35 protein-coding genes and 1 pseudogene are annotated in these 25,501 nt (G+C 56.3%); 21 read left to right on the top strand and 15 right to left on the bottom strand.

All coding sequences use genetic code 11. From position 1 onward, the window contains the following. Positions 1-98: pseudogene (locus tag G9463_RS18835) on the top strand (IS1595 family transposase); the annotation flags it as partial. A 318-nt stretch (positions 99-416) separates the two neighbouring features. Here the strand turns inward: G9463_RS18835 and G9463_RS18830 are convergent. From G9463_RS18830 to G9463_RS18820, 3 genes are all read right to left on the bottom strand, one after another. Further along, positions 417-902: a hypothetical protein gene (locus G9463_RS18830; protein ID WP_165897530.1), complete on the bottom strand. Its 486-nt coding sequence runs from the start codon at positions 900-902 to the stop codon at positions 417-419. Positions 903-906: 4 nt separating this feature from the next. Then, positions 907-1,206, bottom strand: a complete 300-nt coding sequence (locus tag G9463_RS18825; RefSeq protein WP_165897529.1) for a ribbon-helix-helix protein, CopG family — start codon at positions 1,204-1,206, stop codon at positions 907-909. Between the two features lie 334 nt (positions 1,207-1,540). Then, on the bottom strand, positions 1,541-3,655 hold the full coding sequence (locus tag G9463_RS18820; protein WP_370457959.1) for an ATP-binding protein: 2,115 nt from the start codon (positions 3,653-3,655) through the stop codon (positions 1,541-1,543). 498 nt (positions 3,656-4,153) lie between these two features. On the opposite strand from G9463_RS18820, the gene G9463_RS18815 reads away from it, so the two are divergent. After that, positions 4,154-4,378 (top strand): antitoxin VapB family protein, encoded by a 225-nt coding sequence (locus tag G9463_RS18815; protein ID WP_165897528.1) that lies wholly within the window; start codon positions 4,154-4,156, stop codon positions 4,376-4,378. Then, the gene (locus G9463_RS18810) at positions 4,375-4,782 is read left to right on the top strand and encodes a type II toxin-antitoxin system VapC family toxin (RefSeq protein ID WP_165897527.1); all 408 of its coding nucleotides are present in this window, start codon (positions 4,375-4,377) and stop codon (positions 4,780-4,782) included. Before G9463_RS18815 ends, G9463_RS18810 begins: the two co-directional genes overlap by 4 nt. A gap of 585 nt (positions 4,783-5,367) precedes the next feature. Here the strand turns inward: G9463_RS18810 and G9463_RS18805 are convergent. The 6 genes from G9463_RS18805 to G9463_RS18780 all read right to left on the bottom strand — a co-directional run bounded on the left by G9463_RS18805 (position 5,368) and on the right by G9463_RS18780 (position 8,690). Next, the gene (locus tag G9463_RS18805; protein ID WP_121304945.1) at positions 5,368-5,850 is read right to left on the bottom strand and encodes a type IV pilin; all 483 of its coding nucleotides are present in this window, start codon (positions 5,848-5,850) and stop codon (positions 5,368-5,370) included. Between the two features lie 167 nt (positions 5,851-6,017). Further along, entirely contained in the window at positions 6,018-6,464 is a 447-nt protein-coding gene (locus G9463_RS18800; RefSeq protein WP_121304943.1) for a type IV pilin, read from the bottom strand. Positions 6,465-6,926: 462 nt separating this feature from the next. Beyond that, positions 6,927-7,277, bottom strand: a complete 351-nt coding sequence (locus G9463_RS18795; protein WP_004966192.1) for a type II toxin-antitoxin system PemK/MazF family toxin — start codon at positions 7,275-7,277, stop codon at positions 6,927-6,929. Positions 7,278-7,292: 15 nt separating this feature from the next. Next, a complete protein-coding gene (locus tag G9463_RS18790) occupies positions 7,293-7,562 on the bottom strand; it encodes an AbrB/MazE/SpoVT family DNA-binding domain-containing protein (protein WP_121304939.1) in 270 nt (89 codons plus the stop codon). Positions 7,563-8,100: 538 nt separating this feature from the next. After that, on the bottom strand, positions 8,101-8,364 hold the full coding sequence (locus G9463_RS18785) for a hypothetical protein (RefSeq protein WP_165897526.1): 264 nt from the start codon (positions 8,362-8,364) through the stop codon (positions 8,101-8,103). Beyond that, positions 8,361-8,690, bottom strand: a complete 330-nt coding sequence (locus tag G9463_RS18780; protein WP_165897525.1) for a hypothetical protein — start codon at positions 8,688-8,690, stop codon at positions 8,361-8,363. Before G9463_RS18780 ends, G9463_RS18785 begins: the two co-directional genes overlap by 4 nt. 148 nt (positions 8,691-8,838) lie before the next feature. Here G9463_RS18780 and G9463_RS18775 point away from each other — a divergent pair, with 148 nt between their 5' ends. Beyond that, positions 8,839-9,060 (top strand): FaeA/PapI family transcriptional regulator, encoded by a 222-nt coding sequence (locus G9463_RS18775; protein ID WP_165897524.1) that lies wholly within the window; start codon positions 8,839-8,841, stop codon positions 9,058-9,060. On the opposite strand, the gene G9463_RS18770 is transcribed toward G9463_RS18775, so the two are convergent. After that, positions 9,048-9,308, bottom strand: a complete 261-nt coding sequence (locus G9463_RS18770; RefSeq protein WP_165897523.1) for a winged helix-turn-helix domain-containing protein — start codon at positions 9,306-9,308, stop codon at positions 9,048-9,050. The genes G9463_RS18775 and G9463_RS18770 overlap by 13 nt on opposite strands. 192 nt (positions 9,309-9,500) lie before the next feature. Between G9463_RS18770 and G9463_RS18765 the strand changes: the two genes are divergently transcribed. From G9463_RS18765 to G9463_RS18715, 11 genes are all read left to right on the top strand, one after another. Beyond that, complete coding sequence (locus G9463_RS18765; protein WP_165897522.1) at positions 9,501-9,782, top strand: hypothetical protein; 282 nt, start codon at positions 9,501-9,503, stop codon at positions 9,780-9,782. Next, complete coding sequence (locus G9463_RS18760; RefSeq protein ID WP_165897521.1) at positions 9,779-10,012, top strand: hypothetical protein; 234 nt, start codon at positions 9,779-9,781, stop codon at positions 10,010-10,012. The genes G9463_RS18765 and G9463_RS18760 overlap by 4 nt, the downstream gene beginning before the upstream one ends. Beyond that, positions 10,009-10,326, top strand: coding sequence for a hypothetical protein (locus tag G9463_RS18755; protein WP_165897520.1), 318 nt, complete (start codon positions 10,009-10,011; stop codon positions 10,324-10,326). Before G9463_RS18760 ends, G9463_RS18755 begins: the two co-directional genes overlap by 4 nt. Continuing rightward, a complete protein-coding gene (locus tag G9463_RS18750) occupies positions 10,323-10,532 on the top strand; it encodes a hypothetical protein (protein WP_165897519.1) in 210 nt (69 codons plus the stop codon). The genes G9463_RS18755 and G9463_RS18750 overlap by 4 nt, the downstream gene beginning before the upstream one ends. Continuing rightward, complete coding sequence (locus G9463_RS18745) at positions 10,522-11,025, top strand: hypothetical protein (RefSeq protein ID WP_165897518.1); 504 nt, start codon at positions 10,522-10,524, stop codon at positions 11,023-11,025. The genes G9463_RS18750 and G9463_RS18745 overlap by 11 nt, the downstream gene beginning before the upstream one ends. Next, entirely contained in the window at positions 11,022-11,234 is a 213-nt protein-coding gene (locus G9463_RS18740) for a hypothetical protein (protein WP_121304923.1), read from the top strand. Before G9463_RS18745 ends, G9463_RS18740 begins: the two co-directional genes overlap by 4 nt. Beyond that, complete coding sequence (locus G9463_RS18735; protein WP_165897517.1) at positions 11,224-11,364, top strand: hypothetical protein; 141 nt, start codon at positions 11,224-11,226, stop codon at positions 11,362-11,364. The genes G9463_RS18740 and G9463_RS18735 overlap by 11 nt, the downstream gene beginning before the upstream one ends. After that, positions 11,357-11,635 (top strand): hypothetical protein, encoded by a 279-nt coding sequence (locus tag G9463_RS18730; protein WP_121304921.1) that lies wholly within the window; start codon positions 11,357-11,359, stop codon positions 11,633-11,635. Before G9463_RS18735 ends, G9463_RS18730 begins: the two co-directional genes overlap by 8 nt. Positions 11,636-12,208: 573 nt before the next feature. After that, positions 12,209-13,339 carry a hypothetical protein gene (locus tag G9463_RS18725; RefSeq protein WP_165897516.1) on the top strand — a complete coding sequence of 377 codons (1,131 nt, stop codon included), beginning with the start codon at positions 12,209-12,211 and terminating at the stop codon, positions 13,337-13,339. 344 nt (positions 13,340-13,683) lie between these two features. Next, positions 13,684-14,442, top strand: coding sequence for a PaeR7I family type II restriction endonuclease (locus G9463_RS18720; protein ID WP_165897515.1), 759 nt, complete (start codon positions 13,684-13,686; stop codon positions 14,440-14,442). A 56-nt stretch (positions 14,443-14,498) separates the two neighbouring features. Next, positions 14,499-15,869: an Eco57I restriction-modification methylase domain-containing protein gene (locus G9463_RS18715; RefSeq protein WP_165897514.1), complete on the top strand. Its 1,371-nt coding sequence runs from the start codon at positions 14,499-14,501 to the stop codon at positions 15,867-15,869. A 120-nt stretch (positions 15,870-15,989) separates the two neighbouring features. Here G9463_RS18715 and G9463_RS18710 read toward each other — a convergent pair whose 3' ends face one another. After that, positions 15,990-16,382 carry a hypothetical protein gene (locus G9463_RS18710; RefSeq protein WP_165897513.1) on the bottom strand — a complete coding sequence of 131 codons (393 nt, stop codon included), beginning with the start codon at positions 16,380-16,382 and terminating at the stop codon, positions 15,990-15,992. After that, entirely contained in the window at positions 16,379-17,227 is an 849-nt protein-coding gene (locus tag G9463_RS18705) for a ParA family protein (RefSeq protein ID WP_165897512.1), read from the bottom strand. Before G9463_RS18705 ends, G9463_RS18710 begins: the two co-directional genes overlap by 4 nt. A gap of 285 nt (positions 17,228-17,512) precedes the next feature. Between G9463_RS18705 and G9463_RS18700 the strand changes: the two genes are divergently transcribed. Continuing rightward, the gene (locus tag G9463_RS18700) at positions 17,513-18,535 is read left to right on the top strand and encodes a site-specific integrase (protein WP_121304911.1); all 1,023 of its coding nucleotides are present in this window, start codon (positions 17,513-17,515) and stop codon (positions 18,533-18,535) included. A 100-nt stretch (positions 18,536-18,635) separates the two neighbouring features. Further along, the gene (locus tag G9463_RS18695) at positions 18,636-18,890 is read left to right on the top strand and encodes a PRC-barrel domain-containing protein (RefSeq protein WP_121304909.1); all 255 of its coding nucleotides are present in this window, start codon (positions 18,636-18,638) and stop codon (positions 18,888-18,890) included. Positions 18,891-19,102: 212 nt separating this feature from the next. Here the strand turns inward: G9463_RS18695 and G9463_RS18690 are convergent, their stop codons facing one another. Together G9463_RS18690 and G9463_RS18685 are read right to left on the bottom strand one after the other, a co-directional pair. After that, the gene (locus tag G9463_RS18690; RefSeq protein ID WP_165897511.1) at positions 19,103-21,445 is read right to left on the bottom strand and encodes a hypothetical protein; all 2,343 of its coding nucleotides are present in this window, start codon (positions 21,443-21,445) and stop codon (positions 19,103-19,105) included. A gap of 85 nt (positions 21,446-21,530) precedes the next feature. After that, on the bottom strand, positions 21,531-21,917 hold the full coding sequence (locus G9463_RS18685; RefSeq protein WP_121304903.1) for a hypothetical protein: 387 nt from the start codon (positions 21,915-21,917) through the stop codon (positions 21,531-21,533). A gap of 530 nt (positions 21,918-22,447) precedes the next feature. Between G9463_RS18685 and G9463_RS18680 the strand changes: the two genes are divergently transcribed. From G9463_RS18680 to G9463_RS18665, 4 genes are read left to right on the top strand one after another with little or no spacing between them, the layout of a single operon-like run. Continuing rightward, positions 22,448-23,992 (top strand): hypothetical protein, encoded by a 1,545-nt coding sequence (locus tag G9463_RS18680; protein ID WP_165897510.1) that lies wholly within the window; start codon positions 22,448-22,450, stop codon positions 23,990-23,992. Further along, on the top strand, positions 23,985-24,188 hold the full coding sequence (locus G9463_RS18675) for a hypothetical protein (protein WP_165897509.1): 204 nt from the start codon (positions 23,985-23,987) through the stop codon (positions 24,186-24,188). The genes G9463_RS18680 and G9463_RS18675 overlap by 8 nt, the downstream gene beginning before the upstream one ends. Continuing rightward, positions 24,188-24,451 (top strand): hypothetical protein, encoded by a 264-nt coding sequence (locus G9463_RS18670; RefSeq protein WP_165897508.1) that lies wholly within the window; start codon positions 24,188-24,190, stop codon positions 24,449-24,451. Before G9463_RS18675 ends, G9463_RS18670 begins: the two co-directional genes overlap by 1 nt. After that, positions 24,448-24,762 carry a transcriptional regulator gene (locus G9463_RS18665; RefSeq protein WP_165897507.1) on the top strand — a complete coding sequence of 105 codons (315 nt, stop codon included), beginning with the start codon at positions 24,448-24,450 and terminating at the stop codon, positions 24,760-24,762. Before G9463_RS18670 ends, G9463_RS18665 begins: the two co-directional genes overlap by 4 nt. Positions 24,763-24,798: 36 nt before the next feature. On the opposite strand, the gene G9463_RS18660 is transcribed toward G9463_RS18665, so the two are convergent. Continuing rightward, complete coding sequence (locus G9463_RS18660) at positions 24,799-25,206, bottom strand: hypothetical protein (RefSeq protein WP_165897506.1); 408 nt, start codon at positions 25,204-25,206, stop codon at positions 24,799-24,801. Between the last annotated feature and the right edge of the window lie 295 nt (positions 25,207-25,501).

Here is a 25,501-nt window from a genome sequence, read left to right as displayed (position 1 = left end):
AGCTAACACCGTATCTCAGAGCCTTTCAGCTCCGCTGCGAACTCTACAGAAAACCAGGTGACGAAGCGCTCAAACATGCTCTTGATGCTGCTCTCTGAAAATCAACAACGTGCTTCACAAGAGCGTAGTTCGGATTCATCTATTCATCTAGTCTAACATTTGTCGGCAACTATTCCGACACCAGATGACTCTTCAATTCAGAGAAGGAGTTATTTATCGCGAGCAGTAGGACCTGATCTCGTAGTGGGTTTCATCGTCGCTATCCGTTGAGGTGGCGTAATCGAGAATAGACTTCTGGGTCTTGTTAGCGTGGGTGCAAAACTCATTGACGAAGTGTTCAGCAAGTATGACCCGTCATTTGAGGCGGCGACGCCTACCGTTGAAGTGCGATTTTAATTTCGAATACGGACTCGCTGTCATTCAAATAGTTTCTGTGCCCGCCGATAGATCGGCTGTCCAAGCCAAGACCGCTGTTCGGCGAGCTGGTCAAGTTTCTCCAGAGCCGTCTGTCTATCGAGGACCTGCCGGGTTACCAGTGCTTTGAGCACGATGGGTGAAATCGCGACCTGTGCGTCGACAGCGGTCTGGAGTTCGGGTAGCGCGCGGAGATCATCAGTAATCAGGAACGCTGCGTCGAGGTCGTTGTACAGGAGCGCACAACTCCCTTCGCCCTCGTCAATCCGAGATGAGGCAAGCGTGCCGTCGACGTGTCTGACAGTGAACTGCGCTGTATTGTCGAGGACAGTCTGTGCGGCGTGGCCGTGGGTATCGTCGTAGGCACTGGTTGCGTCGAGTTCACCGATAACTGTCTCCGTGGTAGCGACCTCGAATTCGGTGAGCAGCGTATCGAGCAGGTCGACCGACGCGAGAGAGATGAGTGCAGCTGTATCCGCGACAATCATGCACTCACAGTTGCGCGAGATCGTCGGCCATCTCGTCGCCCTGCTCAAGAAGGGTCTTGGATGCCCGGACGGATTCGGCATCTTGCCGTCCGAAGACCTCTTTCAGTGCGTCAAAGCCGATCTCGTCATCGAGATAGAGGTCGACAACGGTTTGCTTGAATGTCTCTTGGTCCTCCATCTCGTCTAAGTACTCCTGGAGCGCCGCAACGACGATCTCTGTCCGGTTTTTGTGTGTCGCTGCGGCCGCGACATCCGCTTTGTCCAGAAGTTCGTCGGGCAATCGGAAATTGACGCGGGTCGTCATGTATGTACAGTGTACCCACAGGTGGATAAATTTCCGGGGCCGCCGCTCAGACGGCACCCGTCGCAGCGACCGAACAGGTTCTGGTGTGGCGTGGTTGGCCGACGCCCGGGAATGTGTGCGAGTGGGTACTATAGCGGGCGGCGTATGAGTGGCGGCGTGTAGAGGCTCACAGTCAGTGATTTCCGCGGGGCCTGACATCCGACTCTCGTGCAGTCCCCGTAACCCCCTTATCGCACCGGGTACCGGGTGTGATCGACGTGCAACAAATTACCCCGAAATCCGGAACAAGTGTTACAACTTCATGAAATTCTACAAGTAAATGAAAACAAGAAAACTAGTTCTGTGGTTGAGTCTCAGGGGTTACTGTCTCTGGCGGTGTCGGGAGTCGGATATCAACGGAAGTCCCCCGAGTCGTGGCTACAGAAACTTCGCCATCTAGATTTGTAATGATCCAATGAGCTAAGAATAGTCCGAGTCCTTGACCATGGACGAGCGGATCCTCTTCCCCAGTCGCTAGTACCTTTTGCTCGGTCTCTGGGAGCCCTGGTCCATAGTCGCGGATCCTGATCAGAACCTGTTTGTCAGTTACAGTGACATCGATGTCAATCGTCGGCTCCGAACCTGTGTGCTGCGCAGCGTTGTCAAGAATTTCCCATAGCGCAGTTTCGATCCGCGGTTGTGTTTCCGCAATGGCAGTCTCTGGAATGTCCGTTGCCACTGACGCCCCAGAGTACTCTTCATTGAGTTGGGTGAGCAGCTCGCTAATAACCGGTACAATATCAAGCGGTTCTAACTTTGGGGACAGTTCACGATGGGATTCGATACGGCGGGCAGACTCGCTCAGATTCAGAAGGTGATTACCAGCATTAAGAATACGGTCTGCCTTCGAAGCGCTATCTCCGTCAAGATCAGCTGCCAGCATTTTAGCATGTCCGTTAATCACAGTGAGCTTGTTACGCACGTTATGACGCAGAACGCGGTTGATAACGCTGATTAGCCCCTCACGCTGACGGCGCTCACTTGCATCCCGCACCATCACCTGGGCACCGATAATATTCTCTGTAGTCCGTGCGCTTGACGCAACGCTGGGCTCATAAATTGGCTCTGCCCGAATATCTCCGTAGACCGTGTTACCGGATCGAGTTTCAATTGGGTGGCCACGGACCTGAATAGCTTCACCATCGTTGAGTACGCGGGCAAGATAGTCGCGTGCCTCTTTGATTGCTTGCTCGTCAGACCCAAGTATCGAGATTGGTTCGCCATTGAGCATATCGGGTCTGTACCCCGTGAAGTCTTCGACAGATGGCGAAACAAAACTGAACCGAGCCTCTGTATCAATCTGAAAGACAAAGGCGAAGCTCGCAGAGATGATCGCTCGATAGAGCTCGTTCTGTTTATCGAGTTCACGCTTCCGCTGGATCAGGTTGCGGCGCTGGCGTTCGGATTCTGTGACATCCGAAAGCGCGAGAACCCGAACTGTTGAGTCTCCCATCGTCATCGACCTAGGAGAAATGAGATAGTAGCGCGGTCCATCGCTGCCGTCGCGTTCGATGACCTGATCAGCGTCCTTGTCCTCGGTGGCTGCAACTGCTGGAAGCGCATCGTCGAGAGGTGTGCCTGTTGCTCCATCGAGTTCCGGGAAAATATCCGCAGCAGGAGGTGAATATGCTTGAATCCGCTCTGTCTCGTCCAGTACTATTGTAGCTGCATCACCCTGGGCCGTAGTCCGAACCGCAAGGAACTGATCGCCAACAATAAACAAGGTACCAACGGCAAAGATTGCAACCCCAACTGGGGCATAAATGAATTCAATTAATTGTGGCATTGCTATGGCAATGAGGTCTATTGTAACAGGCAGAGCCAGCAAGGCTGTCAGCACACCAAGTGGCGTTGTATCGTACCCTGACTCAACATACAGTTCAAAAATCATAAATAAGCCAATAGTTGCAAGAACGTACGAAAGACTTGTCGACACCCAATGAACGAGTCCGTGTTCGATCGCTAAATACCGGAACGGAGTCGTCATTTCGGTGGTTGTAAAGTACTGTTTATGAACTGGGTTTGTGAGTTTTAGTACCGTGATAATAAGGAAGGCAACGCCACCGAGTCGGCGGAGTGTCGAATTTTTGTGGAGTGACCGGCCAGTGTAAGCGGAAGCGAAGTACAACCATGCCCAGACGGCTCCAAACCCTGAGATAAGCCCGATAATATAGATTGCCGACTGCAATGAGAGAGGGGCGATAAAAAAGGCTGTTTTGAACAATGCCCAGAGGCCAGTTAAACTGAGTAATCCGACTAAACCATACCGGACCTCAATATCAGCGACCGTCCATGCTCGGGGCAGAGACACCATGCAACCGACCCCGGTAAGAAAAAATAGTCCAATGTATGCAATGCCAGCCGGAGTGGCCCACGGTACTGACATGGTATTTTCAAATATAATACTCACACACGTATAACCAACTTGGAATATGAGGGTTTATACGTCCAGAGCGGTAGTTTCGGGGGCAATATCAGACACTGCTGGCCACAGTCTCACGAAGAATAACAGCATAACTTTGCAATCGGATGCATTTATTTCACGCTTGTCTCACTGAGTGTTTGAATTCGTACCAGCTAGCAGAGTTGCGGCGCGGGGTCACGGTTGATCGGTTATAGTAGTTGAGAAACTTGGCAACAGGCCACTCAGGCGATCGCCGACAACGTGCGAGCAGGTATTCGTCGAGCAGGGCTACGTGGTCACGGTTCGGGATCAGCGGCTGGCTGCACCCGTCGCAGCGACCGAACGGGTTCTGGCGTGGTGTGGTTGGTCGACTTCCTCGAAGGCGGTGGCGAGAGCGCGGAGGTGGTACATCTGGGTACGATACCGCCGGCGTCTCACCACACAGCGGGCTACTTCTCTCAGTCACCGAAAGAGATACTAACAGCTTGTACACAACGTATACACATGAGTACTATCAGAGTCACCGATGAAGTGAAAGAGCGACTGCGTGACCTGAAGCGGGACGACGAGAGCTTCAACGACCTGTTGGACCGCCTTAGCCGAAGCGAGAAAGACGTAGAGGAGATGGCTGGGTTCCTCAGTGAGTTCGATGATGGGAGTCTTGCAGACGATATGCGTGAGACCCACGAAGAACTGAACAAATCGCTGGACCGTCGCAGTGACGAATGATCGTCCTAGACAACGACATATTGGTGAAGCTCGGCGGTGCAAACCCTGACCCCGAAGTTGTCAGCCACCTACAGCAGTATCGTAGTGATGAGTGGACAATCCCGTCTCTCGTCGCCTTCGAGTTCTACCGCTCCTGTAGCGGTCGGTCGGAGATGGAACGCGCACGAACACGCCTCACGTCGACGTTGGACCGCATCATCGACTTCACCGGGAACACCGCGCTTGAAGCCGCCTCTCTCGAAGAACGTCTACAGTCGCAAGATGTCTCTCTTGACCCTGTCGACCTCTTGAACCTTGCAACTGCACACACCGAAGGTGGTACCTTCATCACCCACAATAAGAATGATTTCGACACGGAGCCCCTTCTGGAGCTTGCTGACGTAGATATTGTACATACCGCTTAATTTTGCCGGGCTGCATGTATCCGATTCACTGGACGGTATGATAGCCCGTGGCTGGGGCAGGTTGGCCACCTAGGCGACCACCGACAACGGGCGAGCAGGCGAAGGTGTTCGTCGAGCACGGCTACGTGGTTACGGTCGGGGATCGGCGGCTGGCGGCACCGGTCGCAGCGGCAGAACGGGTTCTGGTGTGGCGTGGGTGGCCGACGCTCGGGAGTGTGTCCGCGTGGGCACTGGCGCGTGACAGGTGCGAGCGGCGGCGTGGGGAAGTTCGTAGTCAGTGATTTCAGTGGGCCTAACACCGGGCTCTCGTGCAGCCCTTGTACTGCCCCTCATCGCACCGGCTACCGGGTGTGATCGGCGTGCAGCAAACTCGCCCGAAATCCGGAATCACCAGTACTGTGGTGGCTAAGGCTCGTGCTGTCGGGTCTTGCCGTCAAGCAGTTAATCTCCTGGTGTTTCGATGATACTAATTCAAGCGTTGATCGGAAAGTCAGTCCGACCAACATCAGTTCATGAGGAGCTCAAGTAAGGGATGTCGACTACCTTGCGGCACCCGCGAGAGGGTAGCAGCCCATAGATTGTTACTTACGCACCGGGGCCGGTCCACTCCGCCAACGTGGCGGAGGTATCGCCCTCTTCGGATTGGAAGGTCACTCTGACGGTTGCTTGATCGAAGTCACTACTGCCTTCTTCCGCAATTGTTAGAGTATTACCTGCTGCGATTTGACTCCCTTCGCTGAATGCATCGAAGTCGCTCCATGCAGCTGAACGGGAGTCCGTGACATCGTCATCAGGATCTTTGAAGTCTTCATCGGAGCTGACGCTCAGCAACTGCGCTTCAATGGTGTCACCACCGTTGTGCGTAATATCGAGCTGATTAGGGTCTTCGTCAGTATCGTAATTGAAGCTAAAGCTCGCTTGTGGGGCAGTGTTACTCACGCTGTCGCCAAGTCCAAGCACGAACGTAGCGATAACGGCCGCGAGAATGACTGTGATTGCGACCATTAGGATGACCCCAATGACCGGTGATACTGCGCTGTCGTCGTCGAATAGCTGTGTAATATCCATGGTGATTGTATTCACGTGTCTGAAACGAGTTCGTTACCAAAGGGTTCTCTTCGTACCGAAACCCTATGGATCCTTACTCTCGTTTTATACTCGTGTAGATGTAGATTATCTGCGTGTGGATTAAAGCATACCGCTATCGTTATCAATTGTAATATCGATCCTATTTATTAGGCATCTGGACCAGAGTCTTGGGCAAGCGTTGCGGAATTGTCACTGTCTTGACTCTCATACACTACACGGAGGTCGTATTCACCATCTACGCTGGAGATTTCTGCGGAGTTACCCGCTGCGACCTCTGAGGATGGGTCTACATCGCCGACGTCGGAACTCTCCCATGATTTATCGATATCCTCACTGCTGCTCTTCGTGCCACGAACATACAGTTCCTGAGCCTCTATCGTATCCCCGCCATCGTGCGTGATCGTAAGTGGTTCGCCGGCCTCATAATCGAACGTAAAGCTCGCCTGTGGTGTTGATTGCGCTGCAGTATCTCCGAGTCCGAGTACGAAGGATGCGATTACTGCAGCCAAAATAACTGTAATCGCGACCATTAGTATGACTCCAATGACCGGCGAAACAGCGTCTTCATCGGTAAGTAGCGCTTTCGGTTGCATTACATGAGTCGCTCGTCTATTATCTGTATTAAACGGCGGATATTGTTCAGAGAAAATTGCCAGCTCAGGCCCGGCTATACCGACTTCAAGACTACCTTGTAGATGCTTGTACTCGCAGAAAAGGTGTACGCCGGGTGCGGACACCATGGAATCAGGGGGCTATTCAAACCCCTGCCACAGAGGGCAGTATTATCCTATTGGTGGCGATGCCACCGACACAATGTCAATTCTCAATACTAAAAACAGTACCGGATAGCAATTTAAGCTGGCGCGACGACATGCTGGTGCCCAGCCTGCGAGGGTATCAGCTGGAGCGTCAGCCCAGCCAGTGCCATCTCCCGTAGCACTTCGGGCGGGACGCCGTCAGTCTCCCAAAGCATGGCGTCGAGAAACTGCGAACACCGAGGCGATCGCTTGTGGTAATCCGGTCAGTACAGACTATACACTGACGGAACTTTTCGCTCAAATGCCGAGGCTATCTTTGATTGCCGAGTCGATTTTCACCATGTCTGATGACGGGACAGACCCAATGTTCTTTTTTACACGTTCATCGATGTCGACAACCCGGATTTGACTTAGGTCTGCCACTGAATCGTGATCAAGGACAGTATCCGAAGCCAGTACTTCTACCTCGAACGGGTACGTGTCTCCAGACGTATACTGCTTTGTGAATGGAGCGATGATGGTTGTCGGCGAGTACTGATTCCCAACATCGTTCTGGATGACAACACAGGGCCTGCTCTTCCCTTGCTGCTCACTTCCTTTCGTGGGATTTAGTTCAACAATGACAATGTCGCCGCGGCGTACCTGCACAATTGACTCCAGAATTCACTCGCTCCAACCGGGCGCGTCACCGAGATGCCCGGTTGCTTCTGAGGATGCTTCTTCCATTTCTTCAGCCAACTCACGAGACCGCTCGGCTCTCTTTCGGTATCCTTCAGCAAGCCGTTCCTTATCTGTCGGCGGTTTGATTATGATCTCGTCATTCACTTCGACGAATTCAATTTCGTCACCGCCTTCAATGCCACGACGGTCTCGCAGTTCCTTCGGAATCGTCACCTGCCCCCGATCTCCGACTTTCCGTTTGTGTTCAGACATACCTATTCATACTTTTTTCATACTGATATAGATGTCGGTGGCATGGTCATTCAATTCGCACGCCTACTGACCAGCCAATTCGCCATCAATAGTTCTGCAACCAGCACCCTGTTGAACTGTCCTAAACCACCCCTCTAACTAACCAACACCTGGCCGCTTTCACCACCAAGTGTTGGTTAGCGACTCACCACCCCGGAAGTACAAGCTATCTTTATTACACCCTATCACACGCCGCCAGAGTATCGCCCTGACAGCGACTCAAGCGGCCGAACTGCATATCGAGCCCATCTCGATGTTCAGCGGCAAGACCACTCAAAGGCGCTTATTCTCGCACTACTCGGTCCCTCCCGGAAGTCCAAGGGGGGTTTACATACAACTCGCCCGTCAGCCACAGATACATACTCGCGCCGTCGTGGGGCCTGCCTCACCAGGCCCCGGCGCGGGGTCGCGAGCTGTCAGGAGTCATCTCCGAAACCATCGCAACCCATGGCAAATAGCTACGCAAGTCGTCAAAAAGATAGAGGTATCGGTGTCTCGCTCAGGCCGTCGCAACGACGTGCTGATGCTCAGCCTGCGTGGGCGTCGGCTGCAACGTCAGTCCAGCCAACGCCAGCTCCCGCAGCACCTCGGGCGGGACACCCTCAGTCTCACGCAACACGGCGTCGAGCGTCCAGGCGTCGTACTCGGAGCGGACCGGCGGCGTTGTCTCGACTACGGCGGTCGGCGCGGTCTCCCGCAGCGCTCGGGCGGCCCGCCGAACGCGCTGGCGGTTCTCGACCGTACAGCGCACGGTCTTACTCATGCATTCAGCCCCCGAGCAAGATCGTCGACAATACTGCCGCCGACGTGGGGGCCGACATCCCAGCCGCGTTCGTCCTGCGTGTACTCGCACCACCCTGCGAGTGTTTCATATGGCGTCTCGGCGAGTTTGACCTTCTCTGCGCGGTTGTCGCGAGCGACGACGGCCACGGCGAATTCATACGAGTCCCAGTAGTGGGCCGCGCCTTCGCCGTCGACGCCCAAGAAGAGCGGGCGGCCCTGCGTAAGCAATTCGCGGGCAATGCGTTCCTGTGGATGTGCGTCAGTCGTGCCGACAGATTTAGTAGTCGGCGAAGCAGATTTGCTCATGGTTCGTTCACGAACCCACGCGCCTCGGTGTCCAAGCACCGGGGCAATTCTACACTACAAATCGCCCAGCAGCGCGTAGGTTCGTACCTAATTCTGTGTAGCGCTACCACCATAAGTTCTTTGTTATCCAACAGCCAAAAAGAAGTTGATGAGCATGGATGGTTCAGACTTCGACAGAGAATTGAGCTACGAGAACATCACGAAACTGTTAGCCAACTCAGATTGGCCACTGGCGACAACAGAGGTCGCAGACGCGTTCGGTATCACTCAGCAGTCAGCACACTACCGACTGACGGAGTTGCACAAGCGCGACGAAGTTCAGCGTCGAAAGAGCGGTGGCTCGGTCTACTGGCGCGCTCAGGACTCGTAGCCGTCGAGTTCGCGCTCGGCCACATAGATTTCTCCGCGGAGAGTGAGACGATAGACGTTCGTCCCGCCGATTGTCCGGTATTCAACCAAGCCGTCGTCGGCCAGCGACCGAAGACGTGGCGTAACGCCCTGCTGAGTCATTTCGAGAATATCGGCCAGTTCAGTCGAAGCGACGCCTGGCCCCGGATAGAGGGCAATCCCTCTCAAGATTTCAATATCGTCCGTTTCAGGCCGCCGTCCTCCGGGCATACATCCGCGTATTCTGCGGAAGGAAAGAAACTGTCTACTCGTAAAGCCAACCATACCACAATTAGCTGTTGGGTAACAGTTAAAGGGTTGTGGGATAACAGCCAATACAAGCGACTACCGGACTCGGTCTGGGCCACGCAAAAGCCCGCCGTGCGGGGGACAGCCCGCTCGACGGTGTCGCATCAAGCGACAATGAATACGAACAGACTCGCCGCACAAAACGATACCGCACAGGACCGACAGGAGCGTCGCCTCCAAACCGCGAAACGGCTCCTCACCGAAGCCGACACCGACGCCGCTGTCATCGAGGACTGCCAGACCGTTCTTTCCCGGCCGGGCTACGACCGCAGCCACAGCCAAGCACGATTAGACGCCTGCACAGCCCGACTCGCCCTAACCCAGACGAACACTACGACCAAACGCACGCGCGAAGCCAGACAGGTGCTGGTCGCCGTCAGCGGAGGCTCACAATGAGCACGCACCGTTCAAACCGCCCGGCCTACCTGCAGGGCCACCCGCATCTGGTCGCCCAGCCACCCGAGCCCTCCACGGTCTCGATCACACGCGCTCGCAACGAAGCGCTGTGTACCGAGTGCCGACGCCGGGTCACAGTCAGCGACGGCACCGAGTACGGCCACGCCCGTGGCCTCCGGGTCGACGCCATCGTCTGCCCGCATCACTGCCACAACGGAGGTGTCAGATGACGCCCACCGACGACGAGTTCTACGTCATGCCCAAATCCCAGTGGAACGACGGCAAGGTCCACCATCCAGCCCCCGAGGCTACCCGAGAGGATCCGACGCCACTGTGTGATGCCGGCAGCGACGACATCGAAGTGTTCCGTGTCGCCGATGAGACCGACCGCGACCGCTATGGCCTCTGCAGTGTCTGTGCAGCCAAAGCCAACGACGAGCCCGACCCACGCGGAAATCATGATGAGTCGGGCCGCTCACCGGCTGATGTCCTCCGCGAGAATGGCTTTGAGCTGCCCGAAGACTCCACGGGAGGGTCGACATGAGCACCGACCACGGCACCTACGACGACGACGGCCGGTCGCTCGACGAACGCTGGCCCACCGCCGACGCGGTCGCCGCTGTTGGTGGCCCGGTTCGTGAAGTTAAGACTGACGGCGGGCGCGTCTCCGACGCCGATATCGAGCAACGGCTGGCCCGGCTTGAACGAATCGTCCTCGACGACGACCAGGAGGACGACAATGCAGAGTGAGCAGCCAGCGACCGGCACGGAGCTGCGCTGGGACCACGAAGACTGCCCTCGCGACGACTGCAGCGGTGAACTACAACAACAGGACCGGTTCAACGTGCTGTGTCTATCCTGTGAGGACGTCTGGACCTACGTGAAGACATCGACGGCGCACTTGCTTCAGACAGCCGACTGCGAGACCGTCGCGACGAAGCCCATCGCCATGTCCGACGGCGGGCAGTCACCGGGCGACGCCCGCATCGGCAACGACGTGCCGACGGCGATCCGCCGCGGGGGCGCGACAAGACCGGTGCAGAAGCTCGACCGAGAGGGGAACCTCACCGTCTATCGCAGCCACGCCGTCGCCTTCGAGTGCCAGGACTGTGGCAACGTCCAGTGGTTTGCCACCGACCGGTTCCGATTCATCGCGGACTGTCACGAGTGTGGGCTGGGCAGTTGCTTCGAGTTCGACTTCGAACTCGCTCGGTCGGCGACGCGGGGAGGTGCGTCTGAGTGAGCCGCCTCGAACTCGTCGAGAAGCCCGACACGCCGGAGAGCTTCACCGAGACAATCGAGCACTACGGCGCTACGATTCCTCGCGAGGGCGAGCTCGTCACCTGGGACACGGACCACTACCGCGTGACCGAGGTCCAGCACCGTATCCAGCTGGGTACTGTCGTCGTCCACCTTCGACCACGCGACCAGGAGGGCAACGATGGCGAGTGAGTCCGACGTCACCGTCGACCGTGTCGTCGAGGCCGCCGATCTCGTTGCCGACGAAGCAGACACCGACACCGAGGCGGTGTTGCTCGATGTGCTCGGGCGAGTACGTAAACGGGGGTGGACCGATGAGTAGAGCCAGCCAAGGCGCGCCGGCCACGCGTCGGGCGCGCGCTGACGACACCGCCGACGTCGGCACACCTGTGAAGGTTGACCGACTGGAGGGTGGTTCGCTGCTCGGGATCGTTCGCGAGCGCTACACCTACGAGGAGTACGACGCCCCGCCGCGGGTGCTTGTCGAATCGTCTGAGAAGATTGTCAACGTCGCTACTGACCGTGTCAGTATCGCTCGCGGGTCAAACGCCGATGTGGTTCGCAGTCTTGTCGAGGATGATACCAATGTCTGACGCTCCTAGCGGTTTTAAGTCGCCGCATGTGCAAGTCGCAGGACAGAGAAGACACTACGAGAAAGCAACTTGCCTGAGAACGGACCGGCGTTCCCAGCTCGAACCCGCGCCAACGGGAATCGCTGGGAACGAACCCACTTTCTGTACCGGTTCTTCTCGGCAGAATGGCTTAAGCGTTACCCACCAGCAGCAGGTATCCTTAGCCATATCTGCCGCCGTCGAGAGGCGGAGGGTGCTCACTACACAGGATATGGAGCATCACGAACGAGAGCGTACGCATAGAGACATGCGGTCAGCACCGTCCACGAACGACCACCCCACGCAGAATTTTATTTTTTCGCTGTGCGGAGGACTGGAGTGTCCCCCGGGGGTCCCCTGGACCCCCGAAGGCGGCCGTCAGGCCGTCTACCCGCACTGCGGTCCGTCGCAAGACGCAACCGCAGGCGGGGTGGGGGTCTGGACCCCCACCCCACCCACACACCAAGAAGGTGTGTGTGGTGTGGGTGTGAACCCCCCCGCACACACCGAGATGGTGTGTGGGTGCGGGTCCGCCCTTCGGGAGGTGCAATCCTGATGCGGGACACCTCCAAGCTGGACTGGATGGTTCCCGCAGACGAGTGGAAGCAGTTCCGTCGCCACATCGAATCCCGATTCGGGGTTGCTGAGGGCTATCTCGGTCGTGAAGCCGAACTCGCGATGGAGCAATATATTGACGCGGACGGGTATGCTCGCGTTGAGACGCTCGTCGACCGCCTCGTCTCAGCCGCCGGCCGCTCTCCGGACCACGCCAGCGAAAAAATAAAATCTGATCTGGCGTCTCAGGAACCGACCCGCATCGGCATCCGTGTCGGGACGCCACTCAAAGAGGAGTTCTGTGCATATGTCGACGAGCACACGGACTACAACTACGGCGTCGCCCTCGCACGCGCACTGAACGTCTATCGCGATGGCGGGCGATCCCGCCGCGTAGAAGACAAGCTCGACCGCGTCGTCGACGACGCCGAATCCATGCTGGGCGAGCTCAACGACGACTCCGATAAGAGTCTCAGCAGCGTCCAGCGCAAGACGATCGCCATCTGCCACGATGTCGGCGAGTCGTTCACTGACGAGGTCCTGAACGAGAGCATTCACAACATCGCCGCCGAGGGACCGAAGGCATCCGACCCAACGCTGGAGAAGTACCGCGACCTCGTGATAGACCGCCTCGACTACGAACGCCACCCGCACAACGAGGAGCTGTGGATCTCCCGCAACCAGGCCGAGGAGATCGCCCCCGACGAAACGCCCGCTGAGTGCCGCCGCTCGGTCGAACTACTGGATACTGATGAGATGAAGCGCCGCCTCATCTACACCGTTGGCCGTCGGGCAATGGCGACGTCCTCAAAGGACGTGACGCTCCCCGAGCGAGAACTTCGGGAGGCAGTGTTCGACGACGAGATATCGAGACCAACGATGCATGAAGTGATGCAAGAAGCCGCTGACCACTTCGGGATCGGGACTGGCAAACCAGACAGACAACAGGTGCTGCGCCTGAATCTGACCGAACTCGAAATCGACCACCCCGATATGGCCCGGACCATCAGAGAGTTCGCGAACGCCGAGGGCGACTCGAAGCTTGCTGACAGCGGCGAGACGACGCTGGGCTCCTATGGTGGCGGCCAGCAGCCGTCGGCACTAACTGATGGAGGGACTGTCGCTGACTGACCACCCTCACTGAGCCCTTGCCAGCACGCCCGCGGGCACGCCAATGCCCTCGCCGTTAGCTTCAGCCATGTCGTTCAACGGGCACCGGGAGATTGAAGCCAGTGTCCACAATGCTGGGACTACTGACGTCGATTTTAGAACCGACAGTGAAGCGAGAGGGAAAAATACAGTCGGGGAAGCGGCAAGCATGGCGGAGTTCGATCAGCTGAATCAGGCAACGGTGGTGAATGCTGCTGACTGTAACGGGTTCTGGTAAGAACGGTTGATTATAATCTAACCCGGCTGCCGGCGTGCTGTATCGATATGACGACAGACATACAAAGATTGCACCGGCAGTTCCGAATATGCTTACTGATCTTGAATCTGAGGTTGAGGATGCGGTGCAATGGTACTGGGAGACTCTCTCTGGTCAGGCGGCAGATCAGCGCGATTCTGAAGATAGCACGCGCGGCCGACGTGCCGAAGTTCTTGGTGGCAAACAGATGGATGGATTTGCTGGGCTCGTTGAGGACCTGCTCGTTGAGTCGGGTGTCCCCCGCGATAGCGTCGAACATGACTATTACGCTACACTCCCGGGATTCTATCGCCACGAGAAAGAGTGGGACACAGCAGTCGTTCACGAGGGGGAACTCCTTGCGGTCATCGAATACAAGAGTCTGGCTAGTAGCTTCGGTAACAACCTCAATAACCGTGCTGAAGAGGCTATTGGAAGCTTCACGGATCTGATTGAGGCCTACGAGGATGGGGTTTTTGCCCCTAGTCCCCAGCCGTTCATCGGCTACCTGATGCTTATGGCGGATAATGAAGAATCGCGGAATGTACCCTCCGTTAGAGAGGTAAATTTTCCCGTCGACGATGAGTTCCAGAACGCGACATACGTTGACAGGATGGAATTGCTGTGTCTACGGATGGTTCGCCAGCGGGTCGTGAATGAGGCTGCGTTCCTTCTCTCTGATGAACAGCGTGGCTTGGAGGGTGAGTACTGGGAGTCAAATGAGGAGTTGCGATTCAGGCGATTCGCCCGCTCGCTTGTCTCACACGTCCAAGGCCATATCGATATTCAAAATGCTCAGGATGATCTCGATGGCTATGGGGAAGAGTAGGTCGCTGTGGTTTGCCTACGTTGAAGTACCATGACGAGTTATCGCTATAATATTGAATGAAGGGACACGTTCCGACACCGCCGGCGTTGGCTGAGCGTATGGTCCATAGGTTGTTTGATGCTGAGCCGCCGTCACGCGGTGACCGAATTCTGTACCCTGGGTGTGGAACGGGCCCGTTTGCGGCCGCAGTCGAGCGTGTCTGCAATGAAGCGGGCTGGTCGTGTCCTGATGGATTGGGTGTTGAGACAAACCCGGAGCATCTTGAGGGTGCACACGACCGTGATCTTGCTCATGTAACGCTCCGCGAGCAGGACTTCCTCGCTGATGCGATGCTTGATGCGAAGCCATTTCAGTATATTATCGGCAATCCGCCGTATGTCCCGATCGAGGGACTTTCAGATACGGAAAAAAACCGGTATAAGACGACCTTCGACACTGCCGTCGGCCGGTTTGACCTTTATCTTCTCTTTTTCGAGCGAGCACTCAATCTCCTTGCACCGGAAGGCCGACTCTCATTTATTACGCCAGAAAAATTCGAGTACGTCGATACGGCGGCCCCGTTACGACAGCTCCTGACGAGTGATGAAATACACATCGAGCGGATCGATCATATCGATGCTGATGCCTTTACTGGCTTGATTACGTTCCCTTGCATCACCACTGTTCGCCGCAGTGCGGATGGCATTGCTGGTGAAACACAGGTCACGCTCCGTGACGGCACGACTCATACCACAACCCTCCCCTCAAATGGAAACAGTTGGGCTAGCCAGATCCGTGATGCTGATGTGGAAACCCTCGAAACGGGTGCAACGCTGGGCGATGTGACCGAGCGTATCAGTCCCGGTCTTGCAACCGGTGCAGACAAGATCTATGTCATGGATGCGGATGCAGTCCCAGAGATAATTGATGAGCGCTGGGTCCGGCCTACGGTTTCAGGAAGTCAACTTCGGGAACATGATGGTCCATATACTGACTCGGTATTCATTTGTCCCTACACGGATACCGGTGATCTCGCCGATGAATCCGAGCTGGGCCGAACAATGGAGTGGCTCGACCACCACCGAGAACGACTGGAAGACCGCTCTTGTGTAAGCAATGGTAAAACGTGGTATGCTTGGCATGAGAACCCACCGATGCAAGATATCCTCCAGCCAAAGCTTGTCTGGCGTGATATTGCCAAGGAACCGGCATTTTGGACCGAAGAGCGCGGTGACGTTGTCCCGAAGCACTCAGTGTACTACGCCATCCCAAAATCCGGTGTTCCGATGGACGAACTGCAAGAGTATTTGAATTCACCAGAGGCCCGAATGTGGTTAGAAGCTCATTGTCAGCGGGCCCACAACGGCTACTATCGTCTACAGACACGTGTACTGTCGGACTTACCAGTGCCAAAACACTTGGCTGAAAGCTACCAGGCGACGCTGTAGGGGCGGCCCGAGAGCAAGCGATGAGGTGTTAGCGTTAGCTGTTGAGTAAAAATCAGACTGAGACACTGTGGCAAGTTACAAATACGTATGCGTATACGCATCCGTATACGTATGCGAATATCAGAACTGTTCGCTGGCGTGACGAGCGTTGGCGTCCCGAGCTGTCTCAACCACTTCGGGTGCTGCCTCTTGGATCCCAAGCCGTACTGCGAGACGGAGGAGCTCGCTCCGGTCAGTCACGTCCTCGCCATCATCACGACCGAGTGCCTCTTTCAGGGGCGCACCGACATCGTCGAGACTCTCCGTTTCCTCAAGCCCTCGGATGAGTGCAGCGAGTTGCTCGTCACGAACTGAGAGCGTCTTCGACACGTCGCCACTCTGTACTTCACCAAGCAGTGTGACAATAGCATCCTCCAATTCGCTTGCCCCATCGTCGGTGGTCTCTGCTTCCGCCCGCGTGCCCACGTCAGTCTGTTCTCGCAGTTCCTTTAGTTCGTCGTCAGTCTCTGTCATTCTTTGGCCCCCAGTCGGTCTACAAGTACCTCTGCATTGGTCTCGTATGCGTTGATCGCCCGGTCAGCTGTCTTCGAGCGGCGTTCAAGCGCAAACAGCGTTCCGCCGTTCATCTGTGCGTTCTGTACATCCTGTGATGACGGTATTTGGGTCGGCGCAAGTGCTTCTGGATACTCTGTCTGGAACTCTTCCAGGTAGGTTTTGCCCGCTTTCGTCCGCTCGTCAACCTCGTTCAGTAGCACCATCACAAGCTCGATCGAGACGCCTTGTTCATCGCGGATCGTCTCCAGATCACGGCGCAACTGCTCTGCCTGTCCAGCCTCGAATGGGCCAGGACGAACAGGGGCGACGACGTGGCCGGCTGCCCACAAACCGTTGTACGCAATGTTCGACGTGCTGCCGGGCAGATCTAATAGAATCACATCGTAGTCACCGGCGACGTAGCCGGTGAGAAACTCATCGAGGCGACTGTATCGCTCTGCTGCATCGTCGATGTTGCCGAGTGTTGCGTCGAGCCCATCAAGACTCTCATGGGCGGGAATGAGATCTGGCCCTTCCCCGGTCGGCATAATGAGGTCATCAACTGGTGTGGGGAGCTTCTCAGCAATCTTCTCCCACTGGTCCTGAAACACGGTCGTGATATTCGGCCAGCGGTCCTCACCAGCTTGGACGTCTTCCCACAAGCCGAAGTGTTTGGCAAGGTCACCCTGCTTGCCGGCGAGGTCGAGCAGGAGGACATCGTACCCCTGCCGGTCAAGCGCTACGCCGAGGTGGGCCGTTGCGGTCGTCTTCCCGACCCCACCCTTGTCGAGAAATGTGGCTGCTCTGAGTGCTGAGTCTGGCATATACGCTAACGTATGCGTATACGGATACGTAAAGATACGTCAGACACGCCGGCTACCGGCTTCACTCGAAGGCATCATCTGGAAAATATATGTGATGTGAGTTGTTGTACAACAGGCTCGAAATATAGAAATTCTGTATATCAGCATACGATTTACTGAGGTTCGGAAGTCCTGAAAACAGCTCTCTGGTGTGTCTGAAACACCGAAATTCTGATTTTGAGGTTAGATTTGTATTAGTTTATTAAGCACCACCAGTTTTACCCGGACCGCCGCTGTACGGGAAGCATGGATCGGCTTCCGCCAGCATACGACACTACTCCCGGGGATGGCGCCCTCGAAGCAGCCATCGAGGAACGGCTGGTAGATATCGACTCTGGACGCTACCGAACAAACGTCGCGAGCGTGCTACGGAAGTTCGCGGCGTGGGGTCGGGACCAGCATGGAATCAGCAGTCCTGAAGACATCGACGACGATCTCTGCCGACAGTATGCTCGCGACCTTGCTCGAGCTGACGACCGGGACGACATCTCACCGGAGACCGCCCGCCGCTACTTCGCGTATGTCCGCTCGTTTCTCACATGGGCTGTCTACGAGGGCCTGATTCCGACGAATCCGGCCAAGACCAACCACGCCGAAGGGCCGCTCCCGACCGATGAGACTGAAACAGACCAGCAGTACTGGACGACACGCGACCGCGACGCTATCTGCGCTACCGCGACGGCTCGCGTCGACAAGGCCGGCGAGAGCGACGACATCGACCGCACGGCGGCCTACCGCGACCAAGCACTCGTCTTCTTGCTCGCGTACTCAGGAGCCCGCAGCGCGGAACTGGTTGCTGTCTCTGATGATGAAGAACGGAATGGTCTGCGGTGGCGACACGTCAACCTCGAAGCCGGCACAATGCAGGTGTTCGGCAAGAACCGTACCCGAGAGTCTGCGCCGATCCTCGACGATGCACTTCGCCCGCTTCGGCGCTGGAAGCAGCTTCGAGAACCCGACGAGAATGAGGCCGTGTTCCCCAGACTCGACAACGCTGCGAAAGCGCTTGATCCCACGCCGTCGATCACCACGCAGTCGGCCCGGAACATCTTGGCAGACCTGTGTGAGTGGTCTGAGTACGAGTTCGACGCCCCACTGAAGCCACACGGTGCCCGCCGTGGACTGGGACGGGAAATCTATCGCGAGAATCCGCAGCTAGCACAGGACGTACTCCGGCATAAGTCAATCGAGACGACCCACGAAGGCTACGCTCAGGAGGCCGCGAAACGGACTCGTGACGAGGCGAACGACATCATCTCAGGTGGGTGAGCTAATCGATGCTTGTGCACGAGTTGTAGAAAGAAGCCGGCGACGCCATCGTAGTCTAAATGCAACATATTTGTGCATTGAATACAACAAATCAGTATGTATGCAGACGGTCCTCGCAAGCACGCTCTCCAACACGCGAGTGATGAGTACTGACGGACAAGAACTTGGCACCCTCCATAATGTCACGTTCCACACAGTCGGTGGTAATCTTAACCAGCTTGTCATCGAAACAGACGCAAAAGAACTATTCGGCAAAGAGCAAGACGGCGACGGCTGTGTCAGACTCCCTGCAGACCTGATTGAATCACTGCGTGACCACCTAATCATTCGACCGCCTGATGAGTATCTTGAATAACACCAGTGCTACACAGCCAGAACCGGGTTCAGTCAATACAAGGACCAGTCACAATACCGTTGCCCAGTGAACTACTGAGAAGAGAGTGAAGACGCTATAGAAGTGGTGTATGGGTTGTTGAATACCCACCAAAGAGACGATTGAGATACCCGTTGTACGTGGTGGTTGCCCTAGTATGGGTGCTGCTGACGAGACGTACGCGGATCGCAGCGTCATGAAACCGTGACCCGCTGGGTCTGACTCGATGTCACTCCATCGTCGTCAGTTACGATGATCGTTATATCGTACTGCTGTCCATTAGGGTTCGAATTCTGATCTGGTCCCCTAAGGGATGTCACTCCGCTGGCTCTTGTCCCCGAAACAGATGGTGTCGCACTGTCGACCTCGTTCCCAGAATTCACTCTCGTCATAGTCAACTCCAAGCTTCGTACCTGACTGTCGTCCGAAGCCGCCCAATCAACGTCGAACTGGGCGTACTTTGGATTGCCACCAGTCACGCTGGTATCTGTCGTCTGCAGTGAGGCGATAGTTGGGTTCTGGTTTCCACCACTGTCTCCACCTCCGCTGGTGGTTGGCGTAATCGTAAACGTCTTTGTCTTGGTTCCGCCGCTCGTTGGCTGGTACGTGACCGTAATTTCCACGTCCTCGCCGCTCATATCAACGGAAGAACTACCATCAGTGAACTCGTAGAAGGAGAACGTTGCTGTTGCGCCGTTCGAAAGTTGTGCGTTCCCGTCGTTGAAACCGTCGGTGTCCAGGTCTACAGTTTGCGGAAGATCGGTTCCGCCCACGTAATCCACATATGCGTCAGCCAGATCCGCGGTGATGGACACCTCGGTCGTCGAGAACGAGCCCTCGTTGAGGTTCTTGATACTGCTGTTCTCCGGTGCGACCCTGATGTCGGTGATCGTGACGCTCTCACCAAAACGGTTTGTGACCGAAAAGGTCACCCCACCAGCGACAGTGTCGCCGTCGCCGTCGCTGGTCACAGCATCTTCGTTGTACACCAAGGCTGCGTAGTTCGACACTGAGAGTTCGATTGCATCACTACTCTCTCCCCCTGCTACGAATACAGTGACGGCGCCGTTACGAGTCGGCCTGAACACCGTGTTGTTCTCGCCGGCCGCGCCCGTCTCGCCCTCACCTGCGTCGACTGGCCCGGCGCCCGAATCGTTGACCGAGTAATCAATGATGGTTCCCACCGAAGTCGGACTAGTAGTCGCCGTCAAGTCGACGGTAGCTGCTTCACTCGCATCAACGGTACAGACGCCATTGACCCCATCAGGACAGGTGACACCAGTCTGACTGGAGGGGTCAGCCCATTGTGTCGTGTACGCGCTACCGTCCCCATCGCCGTCACTACTGGAAGTTTGTGTCACAGTTACAGTAACAGCATCTGTATCGGTATTCCCATTAGTATCATTAACGGTTAACTCTACGGTCACATCCGTATCCGAAGGCACATTGGCATTAGATGCATGCAAAATAGGCGTGGCTGTATTTGAGTTGCTCAGCGAAATACCGGTGGGCGGAGAGTCGAGCGTCCATGAATAATCCGTAATTGAACCACTGGCTTGACTCTCGGCTCCGTCTAATTCTACGGTACTACCCTCTGGGACGCTTGTATTAATTCCTGCATCGGCCGTGGGAACCTGCTCGGGAGCACTGTCTTGTCCAACAGGTCGGCAATTGAATTCCCAACTCCCTCTAAATGTGATATTAACGGTTTCTGGTCCGTTGTTAGTTACTGAGACATCGGGATTACCATCGCCAATTTGTTCCTGCCAAATGGCTTGGGGAGCCTTAGTTGGAATTGTAACCGTTGCATCAGAAACTGTTCTACTCTGCCCATAGCCGCCAATAAAATGATATACTTCATCTCCTGTTCCTCCTGATTGGAGGTCAGATTGGAGTGGGTACAAAGTAACAGACCGAGTTGACGTGTCAACCATTGTCTGATCATTACGGACAATTTCACCGCCATAGGAGCTCTTTGGTTGATATAGAAGGGTTTCTTCCAGACGGTGAGAAACTTCTCCACTCTCATAATAATTATATCCTGGATCATAGACAAGAGAATTTGTTGGAACACGGTCCCCATCGCCAGCCCGCAGTCGACAAGTCTCATCTAGGGGAACTCCTGTACTTGCTATTCCACCAGTACCAACAGATTCTGCTCGGAGTTGACCGCTAGGAGGCCCAGAATTCACACCCAAAGCTCGCGATGGGTAACTGGGGCCGAGATTGACACTCGTTGAACGGGCTTCACCAGTTTCTGCTGCCGTAACAATTGTCCCCTGTAGTTCCCCCAGATCATCTTGAACTTCCTCATAGTGCTGGGCTTCAATATCAGTATTTTGCCCGGGAATAACCGTTGCTTGATACGTAGCGAATGCAACAATAAGCATTCCAAATAGCAAAATAGCTCCAATCACCTCAGAAACACCACGATCATCCGTTCGAAGCGACACTAGCATAATTACTTCATACAAAGTTATAATAGTTGTTGCAAGTACGATTTGGTTATCCGGGAATAACTTGAGTTGATCGCTCATCTCGGATATGATCCCCACCCTGGATCGACTTACTCAAAAATCGAAGCAGTATATGAGATTGTCTGTTACAGTTGTCCGCTGCAACTCAGGCAAGCAGTCGCTCGTCGCGAACGGTCGGCGACGTGAGCTCGTAGTGGATCTCACCGTCGCCGTGGTACTCGGCACTGTATGTGAACTCCTCGGAGATACCGAACTCGTGGCGCACATCGGCGGGCAGACACCACTGAAGATCGGTCTGGATGTCCACTGGCTCGATATCGAACTGCCCTGGTGGGTCTGCCACTGTCCCGTAGTCTTTATCGATGAACAGCGCCACCGTCAGCGACGCGTCACCAACTTCCTCGATCTCCAGTCGGCACGTATCGTCGACGTCCAAACCTGCGGCCTCCTGCCAACCATGGTCGATACTCAGATACAGACTGACACCCCCTCGCTGGACTACACTTCGCCCCAGCATGACTGAATTGGCCATGCCCACGGATTAGCAGTATCTGAGAAAAGGGCATCGGCGCTGTTCACTCCATTCCAGTGTCTCCCTCTTACAATCTCTTACTAGACTGTTTCAGGACCATACAGAGAGTGACAGAATACTGTACCAATCCAGCCATATTTGTCCGTGGTCTGCCACCGGTTTCGTGTTCGTAGGATGACCGCAGTCTGACTGTGGCGCCCTACTCACACGAGAGCAACCACCGTAGCTAACAAGAGAGACCGATCGGAGACAGTGGCCGAGACTGGCATCGACCTATCTGAGGGCGGCACGAGGTGTAGACTCAGTGCATCCGACGAGCGCAGTGGTGTTCTTTCTGCAGCTACAGGCAGCCAGACTGAGCCGTGAACGCGCTCGAAGCGGCTGGCCACGGATTGGCCGGTGGCGCTACCGGAGCCGACGAGACGGGCGGTCACGACAGTATTGGATCTCACGATGAGCACCCTCGCAACGCTGGCTTCGGCGACAACGCACAGAGACGGAATTGACCACCTAACTGGAGTAAACAACGTATGTCTCAGAACCTCCCGAAATCCGAACAGGACGGGTTTACAGAGAAGACGATACAGGGCGCACAGATCATCCACGGCGCGGACCCGCACGGAAAGTGGCCGACCGACGCTGAGGAAATTCGAAACCGGTTCGATATCCCGGCGTTCGACCCGGAAGCGTTCTACCCACGCGAGGGCGCGGCACTGTCGGGCGTGTATCCGGACTTTCTCGTGCATATCGAGAACTCCGCCGATGGCCCGTCGACGGTGAACTCACCGGGTGCATCACTGACGATGGTCGAAGCGCCGAAGGGCTCAGGCAAGTCCACAGCTGCCGACCAGTTTGCCACGTACCAGATGGAACACAACGACGAGCGCATCGTCAGGAACGGCCGCCAGAAGAGCTCGGACTGGCGGCGGCTAGCTGACTGGACGACGCTGTGGCTCCCCAGCGGCGTCGAGGTTGACGGCCGCTGGATGGAAACCGTCGACCGCGACGATCCAGATCCCGACGAACTCTGCCGAGACGTACGGTACTACTCGGATGTCCACGAACTGGTTGCACGACTGCAGGACCATCCGAAAGGTACCTACAACGTCGTGTTCCCGGACCCGTACTTCCGGGGCTGTGTTGAAGCACTGTCGACGGCAGATGCGACGGTCCAACAGCCGGAGTTCATCCCCAAGAACGAGCCAAACCCCACGCCAGCCTCACACTGGTGGTTTGGCTTCCTTGCAGCACGGACCTTCGACGGGGTTCGCGTCGACGGCGATGGCGAGCGCAACTGGATGACCGCTCACATCGACGAGTTCGGGATGCTGGCCCCGGAGTCAGCGCCGGGTGGGGAGTCCGGCCACTGGACTCACCAGTGTGTCCAGATCATGGCCGACATCGCGAAGGAGATGCGGTCGGCCGGGCTATCGCTGGTCGGCTACGGCCATCACGAAGAGGACGTCCACAATCACTGGCTCAAGGAGTTCGACTTCTGGGTCGAACTTTCGAACCACGATCGTGGCAACCGGACGACCAAGGCTGAAGCACCGAAGCCATTCCGCGATATCGAGCAAGACCAAGACCTGCTCTCGAAGCGGCCAAAGGGGTTTGGACTGTGCTACACGGCCAACCGGTTTTCGGAGTTTCAGTTCTCAGATCTGGGCTACCCACACGATACGCCTGAGTTCCAGCTCCGGCTCGGGATCCCGGAAGCCGTTGATGTCCCGACGAGCGATGATGGCGGTATGATCGTAGAGGACCTCCAGGTGGCGACTGACGATGAGGGCCAGCCGACCATCCTCAAGGAGTACCGCGCAGCCGACGGCGCCGTGCACGAACTGCGCGTGCTCGCGCCTGGTCGCGGGATTGTCGACATCTCCGGTGAGAAACCCGAGCCACTGGAGGTGCTATCGAGCCCGTATCCCGACGCCGAGTTCCCCGAGAACCCGATCACAACGACACAGACCCACTACGATATCATGTTCAGGACCGACACGAACGCAGAGATCGTTGCGGCACGCATTCCGAGACGAACTGGGCCCGGTGCGGCGGAGGTCGAGGCCGATGATTGACCCAGCGAAGCGACTGGTGGAGACCGACACCGAACGCCCTTTTACGTTCATGACAGCCGTCGACGGTGACCCGGCTGGCGGGCCGAGCGGCACCAATCGGCCTGAGTGGACCAAAATGTCCGCTGGGTACGCGCGCGTATCAGGAACAGGAACGGAAGGGGGGACCCCCCTGAACGCTGTTGGAGGTGGGAACTGATGGCCAGTGATGTGCGCTCACCGGCTCGCGCTGGGCCGGCAACATTGGTGGTGCCACTCGCATCTGGCATCGGCGCGATCCGGGCGACACTGCGAGCACTGGTCGCGGTCGTCATGTCGGTGCTTGGTGGCTGCTGGGTCGAGGCGATCACCGTCGAACAGTGGCTCCCAATCAGTGCTATCGAGCGACTGTGGCTGTTCGATGGCGAGCGGTCACTGGCAGCGCCGGCACAGACCACGCTCACAGTGGCGGTGAGCCGATGACAGCCGACAGCGATGCCAGCGACCAGCCGGACTGGGCGGCGTACCAGAACCTCACGCCAACGGCACAGACGTGCCTGCTGTTGGTCGCAGCCTATGACGGCGACGCTTGGCGTGGCCTGATCGCACAGGCCGCACAGGAGGGTCTTGACGTGAGCGACCGCCATGTCCGACGCTCGCTCGCGGATCTGGAGTCGGTGGGGTTGGTTGAGTCAACAGGACCGAACAAGCACCGACAGACGTATTCGGTCACCGACGACGGGCGCGAGGTCCTGATCGGGATGCGCGACAGTCTTGGGCGGACGCTGGAGTAAACGACTGGTCGTCGCCTGTCTTGGCTCTTTCTGGGCTCAGGGACGAGATGCGGTGTAGAGATAAACAGAACAGATCGCGAGGATAGCCTCGGCAAGCTTTGATCCGACAGCCAGTGGGTTCAGACTACCTTGCATATAGAACGCCTCAATGCTGAATCCTTGGAACACAAAGAGTGAAAGAATAGTGACGAGAGCATATCCCGCAGCGACCAGGAACAGTTCAGGCCGCCAGTAGCGACTACTGTACAGTACGAGTCCGCCAAGGAATCCAAGCCCGTTCAAGATGAACAAAATGCCCAGTATCTGGCTGAAGCCCATGACACGTGGCCCAAGTACCAAATGGATGCCAGCGGTTGCGAGCGTGGCCACAATCGCCAGGTAACCAGCGGGATGGGAGGGAAGGCTGAAAAGCGAGTCCTGAGGTGGGGTCGACTGTGCAGCCATATTTGCTGGCTCGGTCGTACGGCTGTTAAATCCATGTGCGGTATCCTACAAAATGGGAATCGGGCCATTCTACTGAACCTACTCAGCAGTGCTGGAGAACTGATTACCAGTGAATCCGGAATTTGGTGTGTTTTGGTGCACGCCCGGCGTGTCATACAATCGTTCTCGATCAGGAGGATTCACACGCTCTTTTTGAATAGACGCTCATGCGTAGCACATTGTTGATTTCACAGCGTCGCTCGAACAGCGTGTTTGAGAGCAGCTCGGCCTGGTTTCCGAAACAGCTCTCGACGTA

The sequence above is a fragment of the Haloarcula sp. JP-Z28 genome, assembly GCF_011440255.1.
Lineage (GTDB): Archaea > Halobacteriota > Halobacteria > Halobacteriales > Haloarculaceae > Haloarcula > Haloarcula marismortui.
The sequence above is the reverse complement of the archived record's forward strand: the minus strand, read 5'-3'. Positions and strand labels throughout refer to the sequence as shown.

Excerpts from the sequence above, each read along its gene's own strand:
- G9463_RS18760 (WP_165897521.1), top strand. The coding sequence starts at position 9,779 with ATGAGCACGCACCGTTCAAACCGCCCGGCCTACCTGCAGGGCCACCCG.
- G9463_RS18825 (WP_165897529.1), bottom strand. The coding sequence starts at position 1,206 with ATGACGACCCGCGTCAATTTCCGATTGCCCGACGAACTTCTGGACAAA.
- G9463_RS18730 (WP_121304921.1), top strand. The coding sequence starts at position 11,357 with ATGAGTAGAGCCAGCCAAGGCGCGCCGGCCACGCGTCGGGCGCGCGCT.
- G9463_RS18745 (WP_165897518.1), top strand. The coding sequence starts at position 10,522 with ATGCAGAGTGAGCAGCCAGCGACCGGCACGGAGCTGCGCTGGGACCAC.
- G9463_RS18830 (WP_165897530.1), bottom strand. The coding sequence starts at position 902 with ATGATTGTCGCGGATACAGCTGCACTCATCTCTCTCGCGTCGGTCGAC.
- G9463_RS18735 (WP_165897517.1), top strand. The coding sequence starts at position 11,224 with ATGGCGAGTGAGTCCGACGTCACCGTCGACCGTGTCGTCGAGGCCGCC.
- G9463_RS18665 (WP_165897507.1), top strand. The coding sequence starts at position 24,448 with ATGACAGCCGACAGCGATGCCAGCGACCAGCCGGACTGGGCGGCGTAC.
- G9463_RS18710 (WP_165897513.1), bottom strand. The coding sequence starts at position 16,382 with ATGACAGAGACTGACGACGAACTAAAGGAACTGCGAGAACAGACTGAC.
- G9463_RS18680 (WP_165897510.1), top strand. The coding sequence starts at position 22,448 with ATGTCTCAGAACCTCCCGAAATCCGAACAGGACGGGTTTACAGAGAAG.
- G9463_RS18790 (WP_121304939.1), bottom strand. The coding sequence starts at position 7,562 with ATGTCTGAACACAAACGGAAAGTCGGAGATCGGGGGCAGGTGACGATT.
- G9463_RS18815 (WP_165897528.1), top strand. The coding sequence starts at position 4,154 with ATGAGTACTATCAGAGTCACCGATGAAGTGAAAGAGCGACTGCGTGAC.
- G9463_RS18785 (WP_165897526.1), bottom strand. The coding sequence starts at position 8,364 with ATGAGTAAGACCGTGCGCTGTACGGTCGAGAACCGCCAGCGCGTTCGG.
- G9463_RS18700 (WP_121304911.1), top strand. The coding sequence starts at position 17,513 with ATGGATCGGCTTCCGCCAGCATACGACACTACTCCCGGGGATGGCGCC.
- G9463_RS18670 (WP_165897508.1), top strand. The coding sequence starts at position 24,188 with ATGGCCAGTGATGTGCGCTCACCGGCTCGCGCTGGGCCGGCAACATTG.
- G9463_RS18725 (WP_165897516.1), top strand. The coding sequence starts at position 12,209 with ATGCGGGACACCTCCAAGCTGGACTGGATGGTTCCCGCAGACGAGTGG.
- G9463_RS18685 (WP_121304903.1), bottom strand. The coding sequence starts at position 21,917 with ATGGCCAATTCAGTCATGCTGGGGCGAAGTGTAGTCCAGCGAGGGGGT.
- G9463_RS18775 (WP_165897524.1), top strand. The coding sequence starts at position 8,839 with ATGAGCATGGATGGTTCAGACTTCGACAGAGAATTGAGCTACGAGAAC.
- G9463_RS18705 (WP_165897512.1), bottom strand. The coding sequence starts at position 17,227 with ATGCCAGACTCAGCACTCAGAGCAGCCACATTTCTCGACAAGGGTGGG.
- G9463_RS18660 (WP_165897506.1), bottom strand. The coding sequence starts at position 25,206 with ATGGCTGCACAGTCGACCCCACCTCAGGACTCGCTTTTCAGCCTTCCC.
- G9463_RS18770 (WP_165897523.1), bottom strand. The coding sequence starts at position 9,308 with ATGCCCGGAGGACGGCGGCCTGAAACGGACGATATTGAAATCTTGAGA.
- G9463_RS18690 (WP_165897511.1), bottom strand. The coding sequence starts at position 21,445 with ATGAGCGATCAACTCAAGTTATTCCCGGATAACCAAATCGTACTTGCA.
- G9463_RS18750 (WP_165897519.1), top strand. The coding sequence starts at position 10,323 with ATGAGCACCGACCACGGCACCTACGACGACGACGGCCGGTCGCTCGAC.
- G9463_RS18765 (WP_165897522.1), top strand. The coding sequence starts at position 9,501 with ATGAATACGAACAGACTCGCCGCACAAAACGATACCGCACAGGACCGA.
- G9463_RS18720 (WP_165897515.1), top strand. The coding sequence starts at position 13,684 with ATGCTTACTGATCTTGAATCTGAGGTTGAGGATGCGGTGCAATGGTAC.
- G9463_RS18810 (WP_165897527.1), top strand. The coding sequence starts at position 4,375 with ATGATCGTCCTAGACAACGACATATTGGTGAAGCTCGGCGGTGCAAAC.
- G9463_RS18715 (WP_165897514.1), top strand. The coding sequence starts at position 14,499 with ATGAAGGGACACGTTCCGACACCGCCGGCGTTGGCTGAGCGTATGGTC.
- G9463_RS18675 (WP_165897509.1), top strand. The coding sequence starts at position 23,985 with ATGATTGACCCAGCGAAGCGACTGGTGGAGACCGACACCGAACGCCCT.
- G9463_RS18805 (WP_121304945.1), bottom strand. The coding sequence starts at position 5,850 with ATGGATATTACACAGCTATTCGACGACGACAGCGCAGTATCACCGGTC.
- G9463_RS18755 (WP_165897520.1), top strand. The coding sequence starts at position 10,009 with ATGACGCCCACCGACGACGAGTTCTACGTCATGCCCAAATCCCAGTGG.
- G9463_RS18695 (WP_121304909.1), top strand. The coding sequence starts at position 18,636 with ATGCAGACGGTCCTCGCAAGCACGCTCTCCAACACGCGAGTGATGAGT.
- G9463_RS18780 (WP_165897525.1), bottom strand. The coding sequence starts at position 8,690 with ATGAGCAAATCTGCTTCGCCGACTACTAAATCTGTCGGCACGACTGAC.
- G9463_RS18800 (WP_121304943.1), bottom strand. The coding sequence starts at position 6,464 with ATGCAACCGAAAGCGCTACTTACCGATGAAGACGCTGTTTCGCCGGTC.